Annotated in this window: 22 protein-coding genes; 20 read left to right on the top strand and 2 right to left on the bottom strand. The window is 56.0% G+C overall.

Annotated elements, in window-relative coordinates; all coding sequences use genetic code 11:
- The first annotated feature begins 135 nt into the window (after nucleotides 1-135).
- Genes dnaX through murI form a run of 5 tightly spaced genes read left to right on the top strand, consistent with a single transcriptional unit; the run spans nucleotide 136 to nucleotide 4033 of the window.
- A complete protein-coding gene (gene dnaX / locus AB7S84_RS03130; protein WP_020875962.1) occupies nucleotides 136-1893 on the top strand; it encodes a DNA polymerase III subunit gamma/tau in 1758 nt (585 codons plus the stop codon).
- 13 nt (nucleotides 1894-1906) lie between these two features.
- On the top strand, nucleotides 1907-2221 hold the full coding sequence (locus AB7S84_RS03135; protein ID WP_020875963.1) for a YbaB/EbfC family nucleoid-associated protein: 315 nt from the start codon (nucleotides 1907-1909) through the stop codon (nucleotides 2219-2221).
- Between the two features lie 23 nt (nucleotides 2222-2244).
- Nucleotides 2245-2847, top strand: a complete 603-nt coding sequence (gene recR, locus AB7S84_RS03140; RefSeq protein ID WP_020875964.1) for a recombination mediator RecR — start codon at nucleotides 2245-2247, stop codon at nucleotides 2845-2847.
- Complete coding sequence (locus tag AB7S84_RS03145) at nucleotides 2834-3244, top strand: YkgJ family cysteine cluster protein (protein WP_020875965.1); 411 nt, start codon at nucleotides 2834-2836, stop codon at nucleotides 3242-3244. The genes recR and AB7S84_RS03145 overlap by 14 nt, the downstream gene beginning before the upstream one ends.
- A 3-nt stretch (nucleotides 3245-3247) precedes the next feature.
- Nucleotides 3248-4033 carry a glutamate racemase gene (gene murI, locus AB7S84_RS03150; protein WP_020875966.1) on the top strand — a complete coding sequence of 262 codons (786 nt, stop codon included), beginning with the start codon at nucleotides 3248-3250 and terminating at the stop codon, nucleotides 4031-4033.
- Between the two features lie 36 nt (nucleotides 4034-4069).
- On the opposite strand, the gene AB7S84_RS03155 is transcribed toward murI, so the two are convergent.
- A complete protein-coding gene (locus AB7S84_RS03155; protein ID WP_040414566.1) occupies nucleotides 4070-5941 on the bottom strand; it encodes a bifunctional acetyl-CoA hydrolase/transferase family protein/GNAT family N-acetyltransferase in 1872 nt (623 codons plus the stop codon).
- 460 nt (nucleotides 5942-6401) lie between these two features.
- Between AB7S84_RS03155 and AB7S84_RS03160 the strand changes: the two genes are divergently transcribed.
- The 15 genes from AB7S84_RS03160 to AB7S84_RS03230 all read left to right on the top strand — a co-directional run bounded on the left by AB7S84_RS03160 (nucleotide 6402) and on the right by AB7S84_RS03230 (nucleotide 22197).
- Entirely contained in the window at nucleotides 6402-7412 is a 1011-nt protein-coding gene (locus tag AB7S84_RS03160; protein ID WP_020875968.1) for a cyclic nucleotide-binding domain-containing protein, read from the top strand.
- 224 nt (nucleotides 7413-7636) lie between these two features.
- On the top strand, nucleotides 7637-8089 hold the full coding sequence (gene rpiB / locus AB7S84_RS03165) for a ribose 5-phosphate isomerase B (protein ID WP_020875969.1): 453 nt from the start codon (nucleotides 7637-7639) through the stop codon (nucleotides 8087-8089).
- A 66-nt stretch (nucleotides 8090-8155) separates the two neighbouring features.
- Nucleotides 8156-9427, top strand: a complete 1272-nt coding sequence (gene glyA, locus AB7S84_RS03170; protein ID WP_020875970.1) for a serine hydroxymethyltransferase — start codon at nucleotides 8156-8158, stop codon at nucleotides 9425-9427.
- A complete protein-coding gene (locus AB7S84_RS03175; RefSeq protein ID WP_052018522.1) occupies nucleotides 9411-9941 on the top strand; it encodes a deoxycytidylate deaminase in 531 nt (176 codons plus the stop codon). Before glyA ends, AB7S84_RS03175 begins: the two co-directional genes overlap by 17 nt.
- Nucleotides 9942-9944: 3 nt before the next feature.
- The gene (gene nrdR, locus AB7S84_RS03180; RefSeq protein ID WP_020875972.1) at nucleotides 9945-10433 is read left to right on the top strand and encodes a transcriptional regulator NrdR; all 489 of its coding nucleotides are present in this window, start codon (nucleotides 9945-9947) and stop codon (nucleotides 10431-10433) included.
- Entirely contained in the window at nucleotides 10426-11538 is a 1113-nt protein-coding gene (ribD, locus tag AB7S84_RS03185) for a bifunctional diaminohydroxyphosphoribosylaminopyrimidine deaminase/5-amino-6-(5-phosphoribosylamino)uracil reductase RibD (protein ID WP_020875973.1), read from the top strand. Before nrdR ends, ribD begins: the two co-directional genes overlap by 8 nt.
- A 31-nt stretch (nucleotides 11539-11569) precedes the next feature.
- Nucleotides 11570-12232, top strand: a complete 663-nt coding sequence (locus AB7S84_RS03190; RefSeq protein WP_020875974.1) for a riboflavin synthase — start codon at nucleotides 11570-11572, stop codon at nucleotides 12230-12232.
- Nucleotides 12233-12317: 85 nt separating this feature from the next.
- Nucleotides 12318-13538, top strand: coding sequence for a bifunctional 3,4-dihydroxy-2-butanone-4-phosphate synthase/GTP cyclohydrolase II (locus AB7S84_RS03195; RefSeq protein WP_020875975.1), 1221 nt, complete (start codon nucleotides 12318-12320; stop codon nucleotides 13536-13538).
- Nucleotides 13539-13571: 33 nt separating this feature from the next.
- Nucleotides 13572-14045: a 6,7-dimethyl-8-ribityllumazine synthase gene (ribH, locus tag AB7S84_RS03200; RefSeq protein ID WP_020875976.1), complete on the top strand. Its 474-nt coding sequence runs from the start codon at nucleotides 13572-13574 to the stop codon at nucleotides 14043-14045.
- Between the two features lie 10 nt (nucleotides 14046-14055).
- Entirely contained in the window at nucleotides 14056-14652 is a 597-nt protein-coding gene (gene nusB / locus AB7S84_RS03205) for a transcription antitermination factor NusB (RefSeq protein ID WP_020875977.1), read from the top strand.
- Nucleotides 14653-14669: 17 nt separating this feature from the next.
- Entirely contained in the window at nucleotides 14670-16046 is a 1377-nt protein-coding gene (locus AB7S84_RS03210; RefSeq protein ID WP_020875978.1) for a TrpB-like pyridoxal phosphate-dependent enzyme, read from the top strand.
- 338 nt (nucleotides 16047-16384) lie between these two features.
- Nucleotides 16385-17005, top strand: a complete 621-nt coding sequence (locus tag AB7S84_RS03215; RefSeq protein WP_020875980.1) for an MBL fold metallo-hydrolase — start codon at nucleotides 16385-16387, stop codon at nucleotides 17003-17005.
- A gap of 282 nt (nucleotides 17006-17287) precedes the next feature.
- A complete protein-coding gene (gene ispG / locus AB7S84_RS03220) occupies nucleotides 17288-18394 on the top strand; it encodes a flavodoxin-dependent (E)-4-hydroxy-3-methylbut-2-enyl-diphosphate synthase (RefSeq protein ID WP_020875981.1) in 1107 nt (368 codons plus the stop codon).
- Between the two features lie 102 nt (nucleotides 18395-18496).
- Nucleotides 18497-20017 (top strand): proline--tRNA ligase, encoded by a 1521-nt coding sequence (gene proS, locus AB7S84_RS03225; protein ID WP_020875982.1) that lies wholly within the window; start codon nucleotides 18497-18499, stop codon nucleotides 20015-20017.
- Between the two features lie 26 nt (nucleotides 20018-20043).
- On the top strand, nucleotides 20044-22197 hold the full coding sequence (locus tag AB7S84_RS03230) for a RelA/SpoT family protein (RefSeq protein WP_020875983.1): 2154 nt from the start codon (nucleotides 20044-20046) through the stop codon (nucleotides 22195-22197).
- Here the strand turns inward: AB7S84_RS03230 and rpmB are convergent.
- The gene (gene rpmB / locus AB7S84_RS03235) at nucleotides 22194-22385 is read right to left on the bottom strand and encodes a 50S ribosomal protein L28 (protein WP_020875984.1); all 192 of its coding nucleotides are present in this window, start codon (nucleotides 22383-22385) and stop codon (nucleotides 22194-22196) included. The two genes, AB7S84_RS03230 and rpmB, sit on opposite strands and share 4 nt — an antisense overlap.
- Between the last annotated feature and the right edge of the window lie 134 nt (nucleotides 22386-22519).

The raw sequence follows: 22519 nt of genomic DNA on the forward strand, positions 1-22519 counted from the left end.
GTTGACCTAACGCCTTTTTCTGTTCCGCCTGTATTTTCTGAACCGATTCCCGACTTCGAGGAGCTATTCGCGGATATGACGGTAAAATTCAATCGGGCACGGTAACACAGGCCCGTTGAAGTTCGGGAATTGTCAATGTCCTATTTGGTTCTCGCTAGAAAATATCGCCCTCAGACCTTTGAGGATGTGGTGGAACAGGAACACGTCACACGCACCCTGACCAATGCCATCCGTGCGGACCGCGTCGCCCACGCCATTCTGTTCTCCGGACCCAGGGGCACCGGCAAGACCACCATCGCCCGAATTCTGGCCAAGGCCATGAACTGCGAGACAGGGCCGTCACCTGTTCCGTGCAACGCCTGCAGATCCTGCCGCGAGATCACCGGAGGCAATGCCGTTGACGTCTTTGAGATCGACGGGGCATCCAACAACGGCGTGGACCATATTCGAGAACTTCGGGATAATGTCAAATACATGCCGGCGCACAGTCGATACAAGATCTACATCATCGACGAGGTCCACATGCTCAGTACGCCGGCCTTCAACGCACTCCTCAAAACCCTTGAAGAGCCGCCGGCCCATATTCTGTTCCTGTTCGCCACAACGGAACCCCACAAGATTCCCATCACCATCCTGTCGAGATGCCAGCAGCATCACCTTCGGCGAATCCCCTCCGAAAACATCGCTCGGCATATGGCCGCCCTTTGCAAGCGGGAAGGGACGACCATCCCCGAGGAGAGCCTCTCTCTCATCGCCGGAGAGGCCGGTGGCAGCATGCGGGACGCGCTGAGCCTTCTGGATCAGGTGATGACCTGCACCGAAGGGGAGATCACCCACGAAGGCGTTCTGAACCTCCTGGGTGCGGCCGATCGCGAGGTACTTTTCAGGATCACTGCAGCCCTTTTTTCAGGAAACGTCGCCGACATTCTCGAAATCATCGACGACGTCTATCGGCACGGCCGGGACATCAAGGCCTTCTTCGGCGCCGTGATGACCCATCTCCGCAACCTGTGGATCGTCAAAACAGTCAGGAACCCCAATCGACTCGTCGACCTTCCCACGGTCGAGATCGAGCGGATGGCCGCTCTTGTCCGGGACGTCTCCGAAACGCACATCAGCCAAATCATGGACGCCTTCACCCGGGAGGAATCCGCCGTCAAATTTTCAAGCCAGCCCCGGCTGGCGCTCGAAATGGCCTTTATCCGGCTATTTCAGATTCAGCCGGCTTTGCCCATCGGGACGCTGATCGAAAGACTTGACGATCTGGCGGGACGGATACCTGCGGCTCCGGAATATGGCCTTGACCGTACAAATTCAGCCCCGCCGGAGGTTCGGGAGCCCGATTCGCCGATCCTGACGCCGGCGCCGGTTTCTCCGCCTTCGAAAACGACGATGTCGGATACGGATCCGGCCCGAAGCACCGCAACGATGGAAGTTCAGGCGCCGCCGTCGGAAACCCGCACGAACAGACCCGAGGAATGCCGCCTGCCCGATATACCGGCCGATACCTCATATGATCCGGAGGAATCCCTCGACGTGACCTGGCGGAAACTGACGGCCCTGGCCTGCGGTCGTTCATCGGCGTTGGGATCATACCTCAACAGAACCGCTCTTGCGCATATCGGGGACGAAACGCTTGATATCATTGTCCATGGGAACGGATTCAATTTAAAACAGATCCATAAAAGACAAGAGTTTTTACAGGAGGCCGTACAGTCTTTCTTCGGCCGGAATTTTCACCTCAACTTTCGTTTGAACGATGGGGGAGAGGAGAGCCGGCAAAAAAAAATCGATGCGGTCAACACCATTCGGCAGGAAGCGTTGAACCATCCCACAGTAGCGGCCGCCGTTGAAATTTTCGACGGCAAAATCGTGGACGTTAAAATTCTATAGGAGATCGATAATGATGAAGGGCATGGGAAATATGATGAAGCAGGCCCAGAAGCTTCAACAGAAAATGGCTAAACTCCAGGAAGAGTTGGCCGCCGCCACCGTTGAAACCAGTTCCGGCGGGGGAATGGTCAAAGTCGTGGCCAACGGGAAGCAGCAGATCGTGTCCATCCGGATCGAGAAGGAGGTTGTCGACCCCGAGGACGTGGAAATGCTCCAGGATCTGGTGCTGGCCGCGGTCAACGACGCTCTCGCAAAATCCCAGGAAATGGTGTCCCAGGAAATGGGCAAACTGATGCCGGCCGGAATGAACATCCCGGGGTTGATGTAGACCTGAAAGAGATCTCCATACCCATGATGTACTACCCGCCGTCCATCCGCCACCTCATCCGCCACCTCGCGACCCTGCCCGGTATCGGTGAAAAAACCGCCGAGCGGCTGGCGCTCCATTTGGTTCGCGCCCGGAAAAAAGACGCCGAGGCTCTGGCTTACAGCATCCTGAACGTCAAGGAGAAAATCCGATTGTGCAGCCGCTGTTTCGGTCTGAGCGATACCGATGTCTGCAGCATCTGCAACAATCCGTCTCGGGACGCCGCCCTCCTCTGTGTCGTCGAAAACGTCTCGGAGATGATCGCCATCGAGCGTTCAGGGGCGTACTACGGCCGGTATCATATCCTCCAGGGGGCCTTGTCGCCCATGGACGGCATTGGACCCGACGACCTCCGGATCACCGAACTCTTCGCGCGGATCGACGAAGGCGAGATCAAGGAGATCATCCTGGCCACCAACACCCATCTGGAAGGTGAATCCACCGCCAGGTACCTTTCGGAGCTGCTTGAGCGTTATCCGGTCAAGGTAACGCGCATCGCTTCGGGCGTGCCCCTGGGAGGGGATCTCAAATATGTGGATCAGCTCACTCTCAAACGCGCCATGGAGACCCGTTATGTCCTTGAATGACATCCCTTGCGACGCCATCTTTGAATGCATCCAGTGCGGCGAGTGCTGCAACGGCTTCGGAGGGACCTTTGTTACCCCGGCGGACATTGCAGCCATCGCCGGGTATATTGGAGCGCCCGCGGAATCCTTTGTAAGGGATTACTGCCGGATGTCGGGAAGCCGACCGGTCATCGCTCAAGGCCCGGACGGCTACTGCATATTCTACCGGGACCGGCTCTGCTCGATCCATCCGGTGAAACCCCGAATGTGCCGCGCCTGGCCATACATCGAAAGCGTCCTGAAAGATCCGGCCAACTGGCGTATGATGGCCGGATCCTGTCCGGGGATGCGGGCGGATATCACGGACGCCTGCATACTCCGATGCGTCCGGGAGCAAATCGAAATGCGGGGCTTCTGATTCATGATCGGCATTCTGGATTCAGGTTTGGGAGGGTTGGATCTTGCCCGCAGGCTGATGGATCGCCTGCCGGCGTCTCGCTTGATTTACTTCGGCGACACCGCCCATGGCCCGTACGATGAAAAAGGCTCCGAGTCCATCCTTCGTCATGCACTCAGGGGAGCACGATTCCTCCAGGAGAAAGGCGCCCGGCGAATCGTCATCGCCTGCCATACAATCTCCAGCGCCGCATCCGAGGCACTGGCGGCCCAGCTGACAGCACCGGTGATCGACGTGGTCGCTCCCGCGGCGGCAGGCGCCGTCAGGGGCTCTTCGGGCAGAAGAATCGGTGTTGCGGCCGCTCGGGCGACGCTCTGGTCCGATGCTTACGAGAAGCATATTCGGATGACGGCCCCCGATGCCGCCGTATACACGGTGCCCTGCCCTCTCATCGGCCCCCTGATCGAGGAGGGGTGGCTGAAAAAACCCGAAACAACGATGATCGTCAAAAAATACCTCTCGCCCCTCAAGGTCCGAAAGATCGACACGCTGATTCTGGGCGATGCCCGCTATCCGGTTCTCGCAACGATCTTCCAGCGGAAAATCGGACGACGCGTCCGCCTTGTGGATGGCGCAAGCGAACTCCTGCCCCGACTGGTCGAGGACGGTGCCTTCTCGATAAGCGATACGGCCCCCGGTCCTTCGGAACACCATACGGCATTCTACCTGTCGGACGTCACCCCGGACACCGAAAGACGAGCGGCCATATACCTGAAAAGACGCGTCCCCTTCCACCGGATCACGCTATAGCTTCTTCGTCGGCGGCCCTTCCGGTTCCGGGTTCCTTTATTTAAAATCCATTATAATTTCAGCACTTCCTTCTCGAAGTTCGATGCGCGCTTCAGGATATCGCTTTTTGAACACCCGTATCATGGCCCGGTTTTCAAGGAGAACCGTTGCCGTAAAGCCCCGATAGCCGTTTTTCCGAGCGATTCTCTCCAGGATTTCCAGAAAGCGCGAGCCGATGCCCATCCCCTGGAAATCTTCACGCACCACAAAGGCGACCTCGGCATGATCGTCGTTCTCCTCGCCCAGGTAAGTCCCGATAGCCACGATCTCCTTGTGCCCCCGAAACCGCACCAATCCGATAAGAGACATGTTTCTGCGGTAGTCCACCGCAGCCCAGTGATTCTGGGCCATCTCCCGCGGAAAGAGGCGGACCCGTCGAAAAAACCGGTGATAGACCGTTTTTTCCTGAAGAGAATAAAAAAAGTTCCGATATCCAAACTCATCGGTGGGCAGGATGGGTCGGACAGCCATGCTTTTGCCGTTTTTGAGGGTGATGCGGCTTTTGTACCGCTCGAGAAAGAGAAGGTCCTCGGCTCGGGGGGCTTGTTGGTCGGCGAAGATGTAGTGGAAGGTCTTGGCGGATTCGATGAGCTCTTTCCGGAAATCCGGATGGGCGATCTGGGCCAATTCCACCACGCGCTGGTAGATACTCTTGCCCCGGAGCTGAGCGATCCCGTATTCGGTAACCACAAAATTGACATCCCCCCGGAGGGTGGCGACCCCCGCACCCTCACTCAGGTTTGGAACGATGCGGGATACCGTGCCGTTCTTGGCTGTGGACGGCAGGGCGATGATGGAAAAGCCCCCACGGGACATGGCTGCGCCGCGGATGAAGTTGGCCTGATCACCGATTCCGCTGTAGAAGAGGTGCCCTACGGAATCAGCGCAGACCTGACCGGTAATGTCGACCTCCAGGGCCGAACTGATGGAAATAAGGTTGTCGTTCCGGGCCACCACTGATGGATTGTTGACATAATCCGAGCTGCGAAAATAGAAGCGCGGATTGTTGTCCACGTAGTCATAAAGGGTGTGAGATCCCATGCAGAGGGACGCCACGGCCCGGTCGGGCAAATGCGTCTTGTTCCTGTTGGTGATGACGCCCTGCTCGAACAGGGGGACGAAGGCGTCGGTGATGACCTGGGTATGAATGCCAAGATCGTTCTTGCCGTGAAGGGATTCGAGAATCACATGGGGGATGCGCCCGAAGCCGACCTGGAGGGTCGCACCGTCTTCCACCAGATCGGTGACGTAGTAGGCGATGCGCTGGGCCACCTGCCGGTCGGGGATATCGGGGATCGCTTCGATCAGGGGTTCCTCATGAGGCACCAACCAGTCGATTTCGTCAACGTGGATAAAGCTGTTGCCGGCGGTGCGGGGCATCCGAGGATTGATCTGGGCGATGACCATCCCGGCATTTCGGGTCCCGGAACGCGTGACATCCACCGAGATGCCGAGGCTGCAGAACCCGAACCGATCCGGGGGACTTACCTGAATCAAAGCGACATCCAGTCCGATCTGGTTGCTGTCGAAGAGATCGGGAATCTCCGAAAGATAGGCGGGGACATAGTCGATTTTACCTTCAAAGGCCGCTTTGCGCATGATGGCGCTGATGAAAAAGAGCTTGAGGGCAAATCGCTCCAGAAACGAAGGATCGTCCATGTATTCGGCCAAGGTATAAGAGAGCATTTGATAGATGAGGATATCCTGAATCTCCGGGTTGCGGACCATTTCATGAATCAGGTGTCGAGGTTCGCCGCAACCCGAGCCGATAAAGACGCGACTTCCGCGCCGAATACGGGATACCGCCTCCCGGGCCGTCGCAACTTTACGCGCCGGACAGTGCTTCAACCAATCCTGCTTCCTTTTCATATTCCACCCGCCGGCACGGATTTTGACCTCCGGGCCGTCCGCTTCAGCCGACCGACTCCCCACCCCATTCCGTTCCTTTCCGAGGATCCTAAAAGTGAATAAGTGTTTGAGTTGGTCGATTATTGATGTTATTCAACTTTCGACTTTCATGATGGTGAGCGGAAAGAGGTGCCGGGAGGATACGGTCCGCGCCCCTTCAGCGACACTTGAACGAAATCGCGTGGGGCACGGGCCGTATCCTCCCGGCACCGGCCTATGAAAGTCGAAAATTGAGTTATATTTCTCTTTAAGGAAAGACCCATGCTTTGTCAAGGCGCTGCCGGCAACAGATGGAGAATCAGGGTACGAGAAGACATCAGCCGGCGGCATCGATGGACGACATCGGAATAAGAACTCAGGTTTCGACGATCGTGATGTTGACCCCAGAAATCGAAGGCCGAAATAAGGAGATATGAAGCGGATGAAAGATCTTGCCGTGGAACATCAGCGCATCGATGCTTACGTCCGGGAAGGACGAAAAGCCGATGCGGTCCAATTGGTTTTCAGTCTGATCGTCGAATGCGCCAAAGCCGGGGATTTTTCCTCGGCGTATGCGCTTCGGGAAAAACTTTTTGACGTCGATGCCATGGCCCTCGTCGAAATTATCAAATCGGCCGAAATCATCGAAGATGAAAAACGTGGGATCATCGAAAAACGACACTTGGAAATCTGGAAAAAACTTTACGAAACCCTCATGCCCGAGGAGGCAACCACCCTCTATTTTGCACTCAAGGACACGATCTACGATGTCGGCACCACCGTATTTCGTCAGGGATTCAAAAACCGGCGCCTCTATTTTGTCGATCGGGGGGAACTCAAACTGATCTGTCGACAAGGGTCGGAGGAGCGGCTCATCCGCGCCGTTGGGCCGGGGACCCTTGCAGGGGGAAACACCTTTTTCGCCGTATCCGTCTGCACCACCTCGCTCGTGACCTTGGGTCCAGCCAAATTGAGATATCTCGATCACGACGATTTCGTCAAATGGCGGCATACGATGCCCTCCCTCGCCGGAAAACTGGAAAGATATTTCGCTAAAACCGCAAAAGATTACGAACTGTTGAAGGAACAGGACATCAATCGTCGGCAGCATTCCCGGATCCGTATTCCCGGCGTCCTGAATTTTTCCATTCTGAATGCGGCAGGCGTCCCCATCACCGGCATCTTCAAAGGGAGCATATCGGATATCTCACTGGGAGGCATGTCTTTTTTTATCAAGATTACCAATACGATACTCCCGGAGATGCTCCTGGGTCGCCGGATGCGGATCGGATTCACCTTTTCGGGGGCAAACAGCGACATCAAGGTTGCGAAGACGGGAATCATCATTGGCGTCATTGATCACCTCTTCAACAACTATTCCGTTCATCTCCGGTTCGACCGCGAGCTGGACCCCCTGATCCTGAAGGCAGCCAAAACCCTTCAGCCGCTTTGAAGTTATCAATGAAACCTGCCGTCGGGGGTCGCGCCCAAACCGCCGCCGTTGTTGTCCGAGTTTTTGCAAAATATTCCGGCTTCAGGCGTTTTCCAGAAAATTCCCGTTTATCCCACATTTTTCTTGCGACTTTACCTACTTGGGCTTATACTAATAATTTACATTTATTATAAATGCTCATTATACGGCCGCTCAGGCCGAAACTGAAAGAGGCAAAAAGGATCATGGACCAGAAGCAATCCCCCATCATCCTCGGGTGTGATCACGCAGCGGTGACCCTCAAGGATCTTCTCAAGACCTACCTCGTCGATACGGCGGGCATCGAGGTCAAAGACGTCGGCACCTTCAGCACGGACGCTGTCGATTACCCGGATTTCGCTATTCAAGTGGCCCAGGCCGTTTCAAAAGGACGCTATAACCGGGGCATCCTTATCTGCGGCACCGGAATCGGAATGTCCATGGCGGCAAACCGTTTTCCCCACGTCCGAGCGGCACTGTGCAACGACATCTTCGCCGCAAAGATGTCCCGGCGGCACAACGACGCGAACATTCTCGTGCTGGGAGGGCGGGTCATCGGAGACGTTTTGGCGGTGGAAATTCTGAAAACCTGGCTGGAAACCCCCTTTGAAGGCGGCCGACATCAGTCTCGACTGGAGAAGTTCGATTGTGTGTGTTAAGGGATAGGGTCACAGGTTGAGCTTTGGTTTGGTGATGAAACGTAAGAAACTGAAAAGGAACGATCGTTGGAGCTGAATGTCATAGAGCAAACCGATCCCGAAATCGCGAGCATCATTGCACATGAATTGAAGCGACAAAGCGAGACCATCGAATTGATCGCCTCCGAAAATATTGCCAGCCGGGCGGTGATGGCGGCACAAGGCAGCGTTCTTACCAACAAGTACGCCGAAGGCTATCCTCAGAAACGCTACTACGGCGGGTGCAACTTCGTCGACAAGGCCGAGGAATTGGCCATCGATCGCGTGATGCGCCTCTTCGACGCCGAGTACGCAAACGTTCAACCCCATTCCGGATCCCAGGCCAACATGGCGGTGTATTTTGCACTTCTGTCACCGGGAGACACGGTCCTGGGAATGAATCTGGCTCACGGCGGTCATCTGACGCACGGCAGTCCGGCGAGTTTTTCTGGAAAACTCTTCAATTTCGTGCATTACGGCGTGAGCAGGGAAACCGGAACCATCGATTACGACGAGGTTGCCCGATTGGCCGAAACGCATCGGCCCAAAATGATCGTTGCCGGTGCAAGCGCCTATCCCCGCATCATTCGTTTCGATCGTTTCGCCGAGATCGCCCGATCCGTGGATGCCTATCTCATGGTGGACATGGCCCATATAGCGGGACTGGTAGCGGCAGGACTTCACCCCTCGCCCGTTCCCTACGCGGATGTAGTGACGTCCACCACACACAAAACCTTGAGGGGGCCAAGGGGAGGGCTGATTTTGTCACGGGAGGCCTACGCCAAAAAGATCGCCGGCCAGATCTTTCCGGGTATCCAGGGCGGCCCCCTGATGCACGTCATCGCGGCCAAAGCCGTTGCGTTCAAGGAAGCCCAGAGCGACGCCTTTCGGGCCTACCAGGAAGATATCGTCAGAAATGCCAGCGCCATGGCCGATCGTCTGACGGCGTGCGGTTTGAGGCTGGTGTCGAACGGTACGGACAACCACATGATGCTGGCCGATCTCAACCCATTCGGCATCACCGGAAAAGACGCGGAACGTGTCCTGGAACAGGCCGGCATCACCGTGAATAAAAACGCTATCCCCTTTGAAACCCGCAGCCCGTTCATCACCAGCGGCATTCGTATCGGTACTCCGGCAATCACGTCACGCGGCATGAAAACCACCGAGATGACGGCCATCGCCGATCTCATTATCGAGGTGCTGAAATCCCCCTCGGATCCCGCGGTCATCACCCGGGTCCGCGAGGCGGTGCTGGCGCTCTGCAGAAAATTTCCCATATATGCGGAAAACGGCAGGCTGGATGACAACGAAGGATGATCCATACCGGGCAATACCCGAAAGGCCTTCATGGATCGTCTATTTCATGGATATCGCCGTCCTGGTGGCCAAGCGATCGACATGCCTTCGCCGGGCGGTAGGAGCGATCATCGTCAAGGACAAGCGAATTCTATCGACAGGGTACAACGGTGCACCCAGCGGTCTTGCTCATTGCCGGGAAACCGGATGCCTGAGGGAGCAGCTCAATGTGCCGTCCGGGGAACGTCATGAACTCTGTCGGGGTATTCATGCAGAGCAGAACGCGATTATTCAGGCGGCGTACCACGGCGTCTCCATCCGGAACGCAACCCTCTTCTGCACGCACATGCCCTGTTCCATTTGCGCGAAGATGATCATCAATGCCGGTATCAGGAAAATCTGCTATCTTTCGGGGTATGCCGACGACATGGCCGAGGCCATGTTGCGAGAGGCACATGTCACCCTGCTCAAGGTAAACGGTGGTCCCGATGAGCCGGGCGCAGAGTCAAGCGATGGGGAGCGATCCGAGGTATAGATCATGAAATGCCCTTACTGCGGTGAAATCGACAACAAGGTTATCGACTCCCGCCTCGGGAAGGACGGCAACGTTATACGGCGGCGTCGGGAATGTCTTGTCTGCGGAAGACGCTTTACGACCTACGAACAGATCGAGGACATTCCCATCATGATCATCAAAAAGGACGGGCGGCGGGAGACTTTCAACCGGGAAAAGGTTCGGTCGGGGATTCAGCGCGCATGCGAAAAACGGGATATCAGCATGAACGTCATCGAGATGATTCTGGATGACCTGGAGCGGGATCTCCGGGAGACCGACCGGAAAGAGATTCCCTCTCATACCATTGGTGAAAAAGTCATGACCCGACTGCATGAACTTGATGACGTCGCCTATGTACGTTTTGCTTCGGTTTATCGAGAATTTAAGGACGTCAACGATTTTGTGGCCGAACTCAAAAAGCTCCTGAGCAAGGAAAAGGCAAAACAGGATATCGAATCCGACGATGGATGAAGAGCGCTACATGAAGATGGCCCTGACGCTGGCCCGAAAGGGCTGGGGATACACCTCCCCGAACCCGATGGTTGGGGCGGTGGTGGTCAGGGACGGCATGGTGATCGGGAAAGGCTGGCATCGAAAAGTGGGCGGCGCCCACGCCGAAGTCAATGCCATTGACGACGCGGGCGAGTACGCCAGGGGCGCCGATCTGTACGTGACCCTCGAGCCCTGCAATCATACCGGACGAACCCCTCCGTGCACGGAGAAAATTCTCGCCGCCGGAATCGGTCGGGTTTTCGTTGCCATGGTGGATCCCAACCCACGGGTTGCCGGCGGTGGGGCCGATTACCTCAGGGCCAGGGGCGTTCCCGTCGTCATCGGCATTCTTGAGGACGAGGCTTTACGCCTCAACGAAATTTTCATAAAACACGTCAGAACCGGACGCCCCTTCGTCATTCTGAAGTGCGCGGCTACGCTGGATGGACGTATCGCCACCCGAACCGGAGACGCCCGCTGGGTCACCGGCGAGGCTGCTCGCGCTCATGTTCATCACATGCGACACGGGGTGGACGGCATCCTGGTCGGCATTGGCACTGTTCTGTCCGACAACCCGAGTCTGACCACTCGATTGGACGATGTCCGCGGGATCGATCCGACCCGGATCATTCTGGACACCCGACTGTCCATCCCCGAGGACGCCAAGGTGCTGACCGTCGCATCTTCCGCCGGCGCCGTTATTGCCGCCGGAAAATCAGCGCCGCCCGAAAAAGTTCAACGCCTCGAGGAGAAAGGCGTCACGGTGCTGTGCCTGCCTTGCGGACATGACGGCGGAATCGATCTCGGGGCACTCATGGACCGACTGGGGGAGATGGGGATAACGAGCATCCTCATCGAAGGCGGCAGTCGTGTAGCGGCGTCCGCTCTGAAATCGGGAATTGCCGACAAGGTCATGTTTTTTTTCGCCCCGAAAATCCTTGGTGGGGACGATGGTTTTCCCATCTGTCGGGGCGGCGGCCCGGCGTTGATGCGCGACTGCATTCCCGTCAGGGATACAACGGTCCGCCGATTTGGCGAAGACGTGATGATCGAAGCCTATGTTGACTACGACCGACGGGCGTAACGCCTTCGGATGGAATGACGGGATGACGCCAATGTTTACAGGAATCATTGAAGGACTGGGTACGATTCGCGGGATTCAGCCGACGGGCGAGGGTTGCAGGCTATCCGTCGAGGCCGATTTCAGGCTCTCGGGAACCCGCCTGGGAGACAGCATTGCCGTCAACGGCGCCTGCCTCACGGCTGTGGCTTTGGACGGACCTCGTTTTACCGTTGACGTCTCCCCTGAAACCCTTGATAAGACAACGCTGGGTCGAGCACGTATAGGGGACCGGGTTAACCTCGAGCGGGCGCTTCGACTGTCGGACCGCCTCGACGGCCACCTGGTTTCAGGCCACATCGACGGCATAGGCACGCTAACCGATCGAAAGCATCGAAGCAATGCCGTGATCATCGCCTTTCGGGTGCCTCCCGCGTTGGCCCGCTATATGATCTCCAAAGGTTCGGTGGCGGTGGACGGCGTGAGCCTGACCATCAATGCCTGCACGAACGACGTCTTCGAGGTCAGTATCATTCCTCATACCGCCAAGTTGACGACGGTGGGGATGAAATCGGTGGGGGATGCCGTAAACATCGAAACGGACATCATCGGAAAATATGTCGAGCGTTTCGTCGCCGCGGGGAGGAATTCCGCCAGAACCGAATACGACGATGGATCCGTCGACATGGCCCTTCTCGCCAGACACGGCTTTCTGTAAACGATTCATTCGCAATCATCCGCAGCGGCCGGAACGCCTCGGCGGATCATTTTCAAAACGGTACCAAAGGAGTTAAGTAACTGTCATGCCGCAAATATCTATTGAACAGGCCATTCAGGACATCAAAGAGGGTCGAATGGTCATTCTTGTTGACGATGAGGACCGTGAGAATGAGGGCGACCTCACCATGGCGGCCGAAAAAGTAACCCCTGAAGCCATCAATTTCATGGCGAAATACGGCAGGGGTTTGATCTGCCTTTCGCTGACCGGCGCCAAGGTCGACACTCTCAAATTGCCCATGATGGTGCAGAACAACACCTCCCGGTTCGAAACGGGCTTCACCGTTTCCATCGAGGCCAAAAAGGGGGTCACCACGGGGATTTCGGCGGCAGATCGCGCCACCACCATTCTGACGGCCGTTTCGGACGATTGCAGACCCGAAGATCTGGCTCGCCCCGGACACATCTTTCCCCTCCGCGCCAGGGACGGCGGGGTGATGGTGCGAGTGGGACAAACTGAAGGATCGGTGGACCTGGCCCGCCTCGCCGGTTTGAAGCCGGCGGGTGTCATCTGCGAAATCATGGATGACGACGGTACCATGGCACGGATGCCGAGACTGGAACAATTCAGCGATGAGCACGGCATCGGCATCTGTACCATTGCGGATCTGGTGGCTTACCTGCTCCGCAACGAATCCTTCGTTCGTCGTGCGGCGAATACCCGTATTCCCACCCGATTCGGCGGGGAGTTCCAGATCATCGCTTACGAAAACGATATGGACCAACTCACCCATATCGCTCTTGTCAAAGGCGAAATCGAACCTGAAAAGCCGATTCTGGTGCGCGTACACTCTGAGTGCATGACCGGTGATATCTTCGGATCCCTCCGGTGCGACTGCAGCGATCAGCTTCACAAAGCCATGGAAATGGTGGAAAAGGAAGGCTCCGGCGTCATTCTTTATCTTCGCCAGGAAGGCAGGGGGATCGGTCTGGTCAATAAACTGAGAGCATACGAACTTCAGATCAACCACGGTCTCGACACCGTCGAGGCAAATCGGAAGCTCGGGTTCAAAGACGACCTGAGGGATTACGGCATCGGTGCCCAGATTCTGAGGGACCTGGGCGTACGAAAAATGAGGCTCATGACCAACAACCCCAAAAAAATGGTCGGCCTCCAGGGCTACGGCCTCAGTGTTGTCGAACAGGTATCCATCGAGATCCCCCCCAACGATTTCGACCGATGCTACCTCGAGTGCAAAAAGCTCAAGATGGGCCATCTCTTAAACCTCGATGTCAACAACCGCTGACCCGTCGACCCGCTCACACAAAAGGAGAATTCCATGCCGAATACGTTCGAGGGCAAACTGATTGCGGAGGGAAAAAGATTCGCCATCGTTGCCGCCCGATTCAATGACTTCATTACCGATCGCCTGGTGGGCGGGGCCTTGGATGCGCTGAACCGCTCCGGGGCCAAGGAAGCCGACATCGATATCGTCAAGGTCCCCGGAGCCTTCGAGATACCGCTTTTGGCTAAAAAACTCGCGGCTAAGGATCGATATCACGCAATCATATGTCTTGGGGCCGTCATCCGAGGCGCCACATCCCATTACGACTACGTATGTGCCGAGGTCTCCAAGGGGATCGCCGCAGTCTCAATGGAATCGGAGGTCCCGGTCATCTTTGGCATCCTGACAACCGACAGCATCGAACAGGCCATCGAGCGGGCCGGGACCAAAGCCGGCAACAAGGGGTGGAGCGCGGCGGTCAGCGCCATCGAAATGGCCAATCTGATGGACGTCGTGGATCAGTCCTGACGAAAGAACCATGAAAAACCGCCGAAAATCAAGAGAAGCCGCCCTGCAAGCGCTTTATTACATGGATATCCGCAACGACATCTCCATCGAGGCGCTGACGCTTTTTCAGCGATGCTTTCCGCAGTCGGAAAAAATCCAACCTTTTTTCGAAACGCTGGCCCGGGGAGTCATGCTGAACCGATGCCAGATCGACCGCCTTATCGAACGGTTTTCCAGCAATTGGAAGATCAGCCGCATGGCCTGCGTCGATCGGAATGTCATGCGGATTGCACTCTATGAAATCCTTTTCCTTGAAGATATCCCGGAAAAAGTATCCATTAACGAAGCCATCGACATCGGTAAGAAATATGGCACGGAAGAATCAGGAGCATTCATTAACGGCATTCTCGACAGCGCTCATATCGCTCTGAAAAACCAGGAGATTCAGGTCGAAGCCGAATGCCGGTCAGCCATACCCGATCGGATACCGTCGGTCGGTGACGGCATCGGAAAGACAGATGAAAAAGCAGAGGTTGCCTCTTTTTCACCGGTTCGAGGGCGGCCGGGAGTCGTGAAGCGGCGTGCATCGACAACGACGCCGATCCATGACGAAACGGAAAACGATTAAGGAGAGTCTTTTAAGTTATGGAACCCAGAAAAATTCTTCTAAACGAAGATGAAATGCCCCGCCAATGGTACAATATTCTTGCGGACATCAAGATAAATCCTCCATTGGGACCCGACGGCACCCCCCTCACGCCGGAAACTCTGGCACCGGTTTTCCCAATGAACCTGATCGAGCAGGAGGTCAGCACCGATCGGTGGATCGACATTCCCGAACCCGTCCTGGAGGTTTTGGCCATATGGCGTCCTGCGCCCCTGGTTCGAGCACGATCCCTGGAAAAGGCTCTGGGAACGCCCGCCCGCATTTACTACAAGAACGAAAGCCTGAGCCCCCCGGGAAGTCACAAACCCAACACGGCGGTGCCTCAGGTATACTACAACAAGGTGTTCGGCATCGAGCGGATGACCACCGAGACCGGCGCGGGACAGTGGGGAAGCGCGCTCTCCTTTGCATGCGCCCAGTTCGGAATGCAGTGCAAGGTCTACATGGTCCGCATCAGCTTCGATCAGAAGCCCTATCGAAAGGCCATGATGGAAACCTGGGGTGGACAATGCGTGGCCAGTCCCAGTACAGAGACCCGGGCCGGAAGAGAGGCCCTGGAACGGGATCCCGACACGCCCGGTAGCCTCGGCATCGCCATCAGCGAAGCCATCGAGGCGGCCGTCGCCGACGAAACCGGAAAGACCCGCTATTCACTCGGGAGCGTGCTCAACCACGTCATGCTTCACCAGACCATCATCGGACTCGAAGCCAAACGGCAATTTGAAAAAATCGGAGAATATCCCGATATTATCATTGGATGTGCCGGCGGCGGCAGCAATTTCGCAGGACTCGCATTTCCCTTCGTCCTCGACAAAATCAACGGCAAAGACATCGATATTATTCCTGTGGAACCCGCAGCCTGCCCTACCCTGACCAAGGCGCCCTTTGTCTACGACCACGGCGATACGGCACGTTACACGCCGCTTCTGCCAATGCACAGCCTCGGACATGCATTCATTCCGCCTCCGATTCATACCGGCGGGCTGAGGTATCACGGTATGGCACCCACCGTGAGCCAGATCGTCACCGAGGGCATCGCAACCCCTAAAGCCGTAACGCAAATTCAGGCACTGGAGGCCGGAGTGCTCGCCGCCAGAACCGAAGGGATCATCCCGGCCCCTGAAACGACCCATGCCCTGGCGTGCGTGGTCAGCGAAGCCCTTAAAGCCAAAGCAGAAGGAAAAGAAAAAGTGATCGTTTTCAGTTGGAGCGGACACGGCCTGCTGGACCTGACCGCCTATGAGAAGTTTCTATCCGGACAACTGACAAACTATGTCCTGACGGACGAGGAAATCGAGCGATCGGAGCGAATCTTCGAAAATTTTCCGAAACCCACATTGCTTAAAAGCCGATGATGATTTCCAAAGACCTGGAAGGTTATGAGCGCCGATGCCCCCGCCTCGGAGGGCAGATTCCTTTCCGGTACTGTCTCAGGGCCGAAGGTAGGGAATCGGTTTGCCGTCATATCATCGACTGCTGGTGGGAATCTTTCGACGTGACGACGTTCCTGAAAACGCACCTTTCCGAGCAAGCCTTCAAAGACCTCACGGGAAATGGATCGGTGAACAAGGTAAGCAGCCTTGTAGAGCATATTCAAAAAGCCCGTGAGCGTCTTTCAGGAAAATAGTTCCGCAGGAAAGATATCGGTCCATCGGGAGATGGAATATAGAGGATAGATGTAAAGGAGGATGTCATGATATTGGAAAGCTTGGAAGTCGGGCCGATTATGGCCAATTGCTATATTCTGGGATGCGAAGAGACACGGGAGGCTGCGGTCATCGATCCGGGAGGTGATGCCGACCGGATCCTTCAAGTCATCGATGATCTCGGACTCAAGGTCAAACTGATTATCAACACCCACGGTCACTTCGACCATGTGGGCGCCAACAAACGTCTGAAAGAAGCCACGGGCGCGCCGATCCTGATTCATGAAGGGGACGCTTCCATGCTGAGCCACCTCAGCGCAGCAGCCTCTTCCTTCGGTCTTTCCGTGGAAAACTCCCCGGCGGCGGATCAGATGCCGGGGGACGGCGATATCCTCAGCTTCGGCAACATCACACTCAAGGTCATTCACGTGCCGGGTCACAGTCCCGGGGGTATCGCTCTCAAAGCCGAGGACAGCGTTTTTGTCGGCGATACACTTTTTTCGGGTTCCATCGGAAGAACGGACCTTCCGGGGGGCGACTACAATCAACTCATCGCCAGCGTGCGTATGAAACTGTTCTCGCTTCCGGACGAAACCAAGGTCTATTGCGGCCACGGTCCTGCGACATCCATTGGAAGAGAGAAGCGTTACAATCCGTTTTTCCGTTGAACGAAGGCCATTCATGACGAGAGCGTCCCGGGGATCTTCCCGTCGATTTTCCGCCGGGAAGCTGCGGCAAAGGGGTTACGCCGCTATCTTCCGGAGCCGCCGTTCAATACGATCATTTATCCTGCCGTTGCTGTACCCCGAATCCCCGCCACACGTAACCCTGCGGCGCGATTTTTTATTTGAAATTCGTCCGGAAAGTGCTTTAAATAGGGTTTGAAAGCCCTATGTGCAGATTCTTTTTTACCGCCCTCGACGGGGGCGGTTATGTTTGGATATTGAACGATGCCCCTGGAGATTCACAGAAAAACGACGCGTGCCATCCATGTCGGCCGTGTACAGGTCGGCGGCGGCGCACCTGTTTCGGTCCAGTCCATGACCAACACCTCGACCGAGGACGTTGCGGCAACAACGGACCAGATTTGTCGCCTCCAACTGGCCGGCTGCGAGATCGTACGCGTGGCGGTGCCCGACATGGCGGCCGCCCGAGCCATTCGGTCCATCAAATCAAATATCACCATCCCCTTGATTGCAGACATCCACTTCGACTATCGCCTCGCCATTGCGGCGGCGGAGTCCGGTGCCGACGGTCTCCGCCTCAACCCGGGCAACATCGGGGGTATGAAAAAGGTGAGCGAGGTGGTGCGCTGTGCCAAAGACCGGGGTCTTCCCATCCGAATCGGCGTGAACGCCGGATCCCTTGAAAAAGACATTCTCAAACGGTACGGCGGCGTCACTGCAGAGGGCATGGTCGAAAGCGCCCTGCGTCACGTGGAGATGCTCAGGTCCTGTGATTTCGACCAGATCAAGATTTCCCTCAAGGCATCCGATGTCTCCAGAACCGTCTCGGCCTACCGGCTTCTCTCCGAGAAAACCGACCTGCCCCTCCACGTCGGTGTCACTGAAGCCGGGGGCCTGTATCCAGGTATCGTCAAGTCCGCCCTGGGCATCGGCATGCTCCTGGCAGACGGCATCGGGGACACCATCCGGGTTTCCCTGACCCGCGATCCGGGGGAAGAAGTCCGCGTAGGATATGAAATTCTGAAGGCGCTGGCAATCCGGCGGCACGGGCCCGAGATTGTCAGCTGTCCCACCTGCGGTCGCTGCAAAATCAATCTTTTCGATGTGGCGGAGCGTGTCGAAAAAGCCCTCATCACGGTTTCGACACCCATCAAGATCGCCATCATGGGATGCGTGGTCAACGGACCTGGAGAGGCAAGGGAAGCGGACGTCGGCATTGCCGGCGGCGACGGCATAGGGATCCTTTTCAAGAAAGGCAAGGTGATCCGGAAGGTCCCTCACGAACAGTTGGTGGAAGTCCTTCTGGAAGAGGTCGATCGCTTTTCCAGAAACCTGAAGGTCCCAACCTCGTCTCGAACCGACGGAGCATAAAACGGCAACTGTCCGGGCATAGCGTGTATCCGCCGGAACCCGGCATCCGAAAACGGCATGATGACCCGATGAAAGACAGCAAAAACCGACGAAAGGACGTATATGGCAACGCAACCGAAAACAGCAATCACGCCCACACGAATCGAAGACTACGCAGAATGGTATCAGCAGGTGGTCAAGGCATCGGATATGGCCGATCGGTCGCCGGTTCGGGGATGCATGGTCATCAAGCCCTGGGGATACGCCCTTTGGGAAAATATCGTCCGCGAGCTGGACGACCTTTTCAAATCAACCGGCGTTAAAAATGCATATTTCCCCTTGTTTATCCCTATCAGCTTTCTGGAGAGGGAAGCCGAGCACGTTGAGGGGTTTGCCAAGGAATGCGCGGTCGTCACGCACCATCGCCTGGAGAAAAACGCCGCCGGGGGGCTGACGCCCGCGGGGGAACTGGCCGAGCCCCTGGTGGTACGCCCCACCTCGGAAACGATCATCGGCGACTCCTTCGCCAAATGGGTCAGCTCTTACCGGGACCTGCCGTTGCTCATCAACCAGTGGGTAAACGTGGTACGCTGGGAAATGCGCACCCGCATCTTTCTGAGGACCAGCGAATTTCTATGGCAGGAAGGACATACCGTACATGCCACGCCGGAAGACGCCCTTGCCCGGACCCACCAGATGCTGGATATCTATGCCCACTTCGTCCAGGATTACCTGGGCATGCCGGTCATCAAAGGCCGAAAAACAGCCACCGAGCGGTTTCCCGGAGCTGTCGACACGCTCTGCATCGAGGCCATGATGCAGGATCGCAAGGCCCTCCAGGCGGGAACATCCCATTTCCTCGGACAGAATTTCGCCAAAGCCTCGGGCATCAAATTTCAGACGCCCGAAGAGAAAGAGGAATTCGCATGGACCACATCATGGGGGACGTCCACCCGAATGATCGGCGGCCTTATCATGACCCACGGCGACGACGACGGTGTTATCATGCCCCCCCGGGTCAGCCCCGCCCACCTGGTACTCCTTCCCATCTTCAAAAACGAGGATGAACGGGCCAACGTCATGACCTACACGGAAAGCCTTGCCGCCGAGCTTCGAAACACTCACTACCACCACGCCCGATTGCGCGTCGAAATCGACGAGCGGGACATCGGAGGGGCCCGGGGATGGGAATGGATCAAGAAGGGCATTCCCCTGCGGGTCGAGATCGGGCCCCGGGATATTGCCGAAAACGCGGTCTTCGTCGCCCGGCGGGATATGGATCATCGAAAGAAAACCAGCATCAAACGGGATGTGTTCGTCAAGACCATCGGCAACCTTCTTGACGAGATCCAGGGCAACCTCCTTAAGCGCGCCGGAGACTATACCCATTCTCATACCCGGGTTATCGACGATTCCGACGCCTTTTACGACTTCTTTACCCCTGAAAATCCTGAAAAGCCTGAAATTCATGGTGGATTTGCCATGAGTCACTGGTGTGGTGAAGCGGCGTGCGAGGCAAAAATCAAAGAGGACCTCACGGTCACCATCCGATGCATTCCCCTCGAAAACACCACTGAAAAGGGCCGGTGCATCTGTTGCGGAAAGCCTTCAGAGGCCCGCGTCGTCTTCGCCAAAGCTTATTGATCGACCAGTCGAGGTAGCCGAACAGCATGGTTCGTATCAGCGATATCATCGACAAAATGCTCGAAAACAACCCGGATGCGGATATCGATCTCATCGATCGCGCCTACATCTATTCCGCCCGGGTTCACGACGGCCAGGTCCGTCTTTCAGGGGAGCCCTATTTATCGCATCCTCTCGAGGTTTCGGCGATCCTGGCGGATATGAACCTGGATGCCGTCTCCATCGCTGCGGGCCTTCTCCATGACGTCGTGGAGGACACGCATGCCACCATCACGGAGATCAGCGATATTTTCGGTCCGGACGTCGCCCACATCGTTTCCGGCGTCACCAAACTGACCAAGGTCGAAACCCACAGCGCCCACCAACGCCATGCAGAAAGCATCCGGAAGATGATCCTCGCCATGGCCGACGATATCCGGGTGATTCTCATCAAGCTGGCGGACCGTCTCCACAATATGCGCACACTGGGGTTTCATAAAAGCGACAAAAAAAAACGAGAAATATCGCAAGAGACGCTGGACATTTACGCATCTATCGCCTCACGCCTCGGCATCTACTGGATGAAACGAGAGTTGGAGGACTCCTCGTTCATGTATATCATGCCCGAGGAGTACGCCCGGATCAAGGGACTTGTCAGCAAGGACAAGGAGGAACGCGAGCACTACGTCGAAACCGTCATGGGGATGATCAAGAAGGAAATGAAGGCGGCCGGCATTAAATGTGAAGTTCTTGGGCGCTACAAGCATTTTTATAGCATCTACCAGAAAATGATCACCCAGAACCTCGAGTTCGAGGATGTCTACGACATCGTCGCGTTCCGGATAATCCTCGACACCAAAAGCCAGTGCTACGAGGCTCTGGGCATCCTCCACGCCCTCTGGAAGCCCATCGACGTCAAATTCAAGGACTACATCGGCCGACCCAAGCCCAATATGTATCAGTCCCTTCATACAACCGTCATCGGTCCTTACGGAGAACGGGTGGAGATTCAGATCCGGACGTGGGAGATGGACCGGGTTGCCAAATCAGGCATTGCTGCCCACTGGAGCTACAAGGAAGGTAAAAAACTCGACAAGAGCATCAGCGAAAAATTCGCGTGGATTCAAAACCTCATCGAAAACCAGGCCAACATTGAAAACCCCGATGAATTTCTGGAGAGCGTTCGTATCGATCTCTTCCCCGACGAGGTTTATGTCTTCACTCCACAGGGCCAGGTAAAATCCCTCGTCAAGGGTGCGACTCCGGTCGATTTCGCGTATCTGATCCACACCGAGGTCGGCAACCAGTGCATCGGCGCCAAGGTGAACGGTCGGATGGTCCCTCTCCGATCGGAGTTGAATACGGGGGACATCGTCGAGATCATCACCAACAAGAACCACCAACCGAGCAAGGATTGGCTCAGTTTCGTCAAAACCGTCAAGGCTCGTTCCCGGATACGGCAATGGATCAAGACCCAGGAAAAGGAACGCAGTATCAGCCTGGGCAGGGAGATGTGCGAAAAGGCTTTTCGGAAATACAAGCTGAACTACAACGACGTCGTCAAGTCCGACGAAATGGAGGCGGTGATCGCGGACTTTGGGTTCAAAAGCCTCGACGATCTCATCGCCAATGTGGGCTACGGCAAGATCACCCCGCTCCAGGTGGTTCGAAAATTCATGCGAAAGCCGCCCACCGAGGAGGAGAAAGATGACTCGCTATTCGACAAGATTATCCATCGGGTACGAAAGAAGAAAGCCAGGACGGGCGTAACGGTAAAGGGGATCGATGACGTTCTGGTGCGGTTTGGAAAATGCTGCCAGCCGGTTCCGGGAGATCCCATCATCGGATACATCACTCAAGGACGCGGGGTTACCGTCCATCGGGTCAACTGCGTCAATGCCCTTCAGCTCAACCCCGAACGACAGATCGAGGTGGAATGGAACGATACGACACCCGAGGAAACCTACCCGGTAAAGATCCATATTCATTCTTTTGACCGGGTGGGTCTCCTGGCGGATCTGGCATCCAATATCAGCAAAAACGGGGCCAATATCCTGAATGTTCACTCGGAAATCCGGGACAACAACACAGTGGACAGCATTTTTACGTTGGCCATCAAAGATACGAATCACCTCAATCGGGTTCTGTCGGACCTGAAAAAGGTCAAACAGATCTCTAAAGTCGAACGGATCGAGAGTTAGGCGGCCTTTACCACCCGTCCGGTCTTGATGCATTGGGTGCAGACCATAATCTTTTTGATCTGTTTGCCCCGCAGGGCGCGAACACGCTGCAGATTGGGATTGAAGCGTCGTTTGTTGAGGTTGTGCGCATGACTGACGTTGTTTCCCACCTGCGGGCGTTTGCCGCAAATCTCACACATTCTGGACATGATGACACTCCTTGAACGATTTATCTTTTTAACGATTTAGGGTTTATACAAGTCTCCGCGTTTTCTCGAATCCGAAGGGCTTCAAGACGCTCGGCTTGGGGATTCAAAGCCGTCCTGAACCTGAAATCATACGA

This window comes from Desulfococcus sp. (genome assembly GCF_050178255.1).
In the GTDB taxonomy this organism is placed as follows: Bacteria; Desulfobacterota; Desulfobacteria; order Desulfobacterales; family Desulfococcaceae; genus Desulfococcus; species Desulfococcus multivorans.

Coding starts and splice junctions, on each gene's coding strand:
- murI (WP_020875966.1), top strand. CDS start 3,248: ATGATCGGCATTCTGGATTCAGGTTTGGGAGGGTTGGATCTTGCCCGC.
- ispG (WP_020875981.1), top strand. CDS start 17,288: ATGCCCCTGGAGATTCACAGAAAAACGACGCGTGCCATCCATGTCGGC.
- ribH (WP_020875976.1), top strand. CDS start 13,572: ATGCCGAATACGTTCGAGGGCAAACTGATTGCGGAGGGAAAAAGATTC.
- AB7S84_RS03190 (WP_020875974.1), top strand. CDS start 11,570: ATGTTTACAGGAATCATTGAAGGACTGGGTACGATTCGCGGGATTCAG.
- recR (WP_020875964.1), top strand. CDS start 2,245: ATGATGTACTACCCGCCGTCCATCCGCCACCTCATCCGCCACCTCGCG.
- dnaX (WP_020875962.1), top strand. CDS start 136: ATGTCCTATTTGGTTCTCGCTAGAAAATATCGCCCTCAGACCTTTGAG.
- AB7S84_RS03135 (WP_020875963.1), top strand. CDS start 1,907: ATGAAGGGCATGGGAAATATGATGAAGCAGGCCCAGAAGCTTCAACAG.
- rpmB (WP_020875984.1), bottom strand. CDS start 22,385: ATGTCCAGAATGTGTGAGATTTGCGGCAAACGCCCGCAGGTGGGAAAC.
- AB7S84_RS03175 (WP_052018522.1), top strand. CDS start 9,411: ATGACAACGAAGGATGATCCATACCGGGCAATACCCGAAAGGCCTTCA.
- AB7S84_RS03195 (WP_020875975.1), top strand. CDS start 12,318: ATGCCGCAAATATCTATTGAACAGGCCATTCAGGACATCAAAGAGGGT.
- AB7S84_RS03155 (WP_040414566.1), bottom strand. CDS start 5,941: ATGAAAAGGAAGCAGGATTGGTTGAAGCACTGTCCGGCGCGTAAAGTT.
- AB7S84_RS03145 (WP_020875965.1), top strand. CDS start 2,834: ATGTCCTTGAATGACATCCCTTGCGACGCCATCTTTGAATGCATCCAG.
- proS (WP_020875982.1), top strand. CDS start 18,497: ATGGCAACGCAACCGAAAACAGCAATCACGCCCACACGAATCGAAGAC.
- AB7S84_RS03160 (WP_020875968.1), top strand. CDS start 6,402: ATGAAAGATCTTGCCGTGGAACATCAGCGCATCGATGCTTACGTCCGG.
- AB7S84_RS03215 (WP_020875980.1), top strand. CDS start 16,385: ATGATATTGGAAAGCTTGGAAGTCGGGCCGATTATGGCCAATTGCTAT.
- AB7S84_RS03210 (WP_020875978.1), top strand. CDS start 14,670: ATGGAACCCAGAAAAATTCTTCTAAACGAAGATGAAATGCCCCGCCAA.
- nusB (WP_020875977.1), top strand. CDS start 14,056: ATGAAAAACCGCCGAAAATCAAGAGAAGCCGCCCTGCAAGCGCTTTAT.
- ribD (WP_020875973.1), top strand. CDS start 10,426: ATGGATGAAGAGCGCTACATGAAGATGGCCCTGACGCTGGCCCGAAAG.
- nrdR (WP_020875972.1), top strand. CDS start 9,945: ATGAAATGCCCTTACTGCGGTGAAATCGACAACAAGGTTATCGACTCC.
- AB7S84_RS03230 (WP_020875983.1), top strand. CDS start 20,044: ATGGTTCGTATCAGCGATATCATCGACAAAATGCTCGAAAACAACCCG.
- rpiB (WP_020875969.1), top strand. CDS start 7,637: ATGGACCAGAAGCAATCCCCCATCATCCTCGGGTGTGATCACGCAGCG.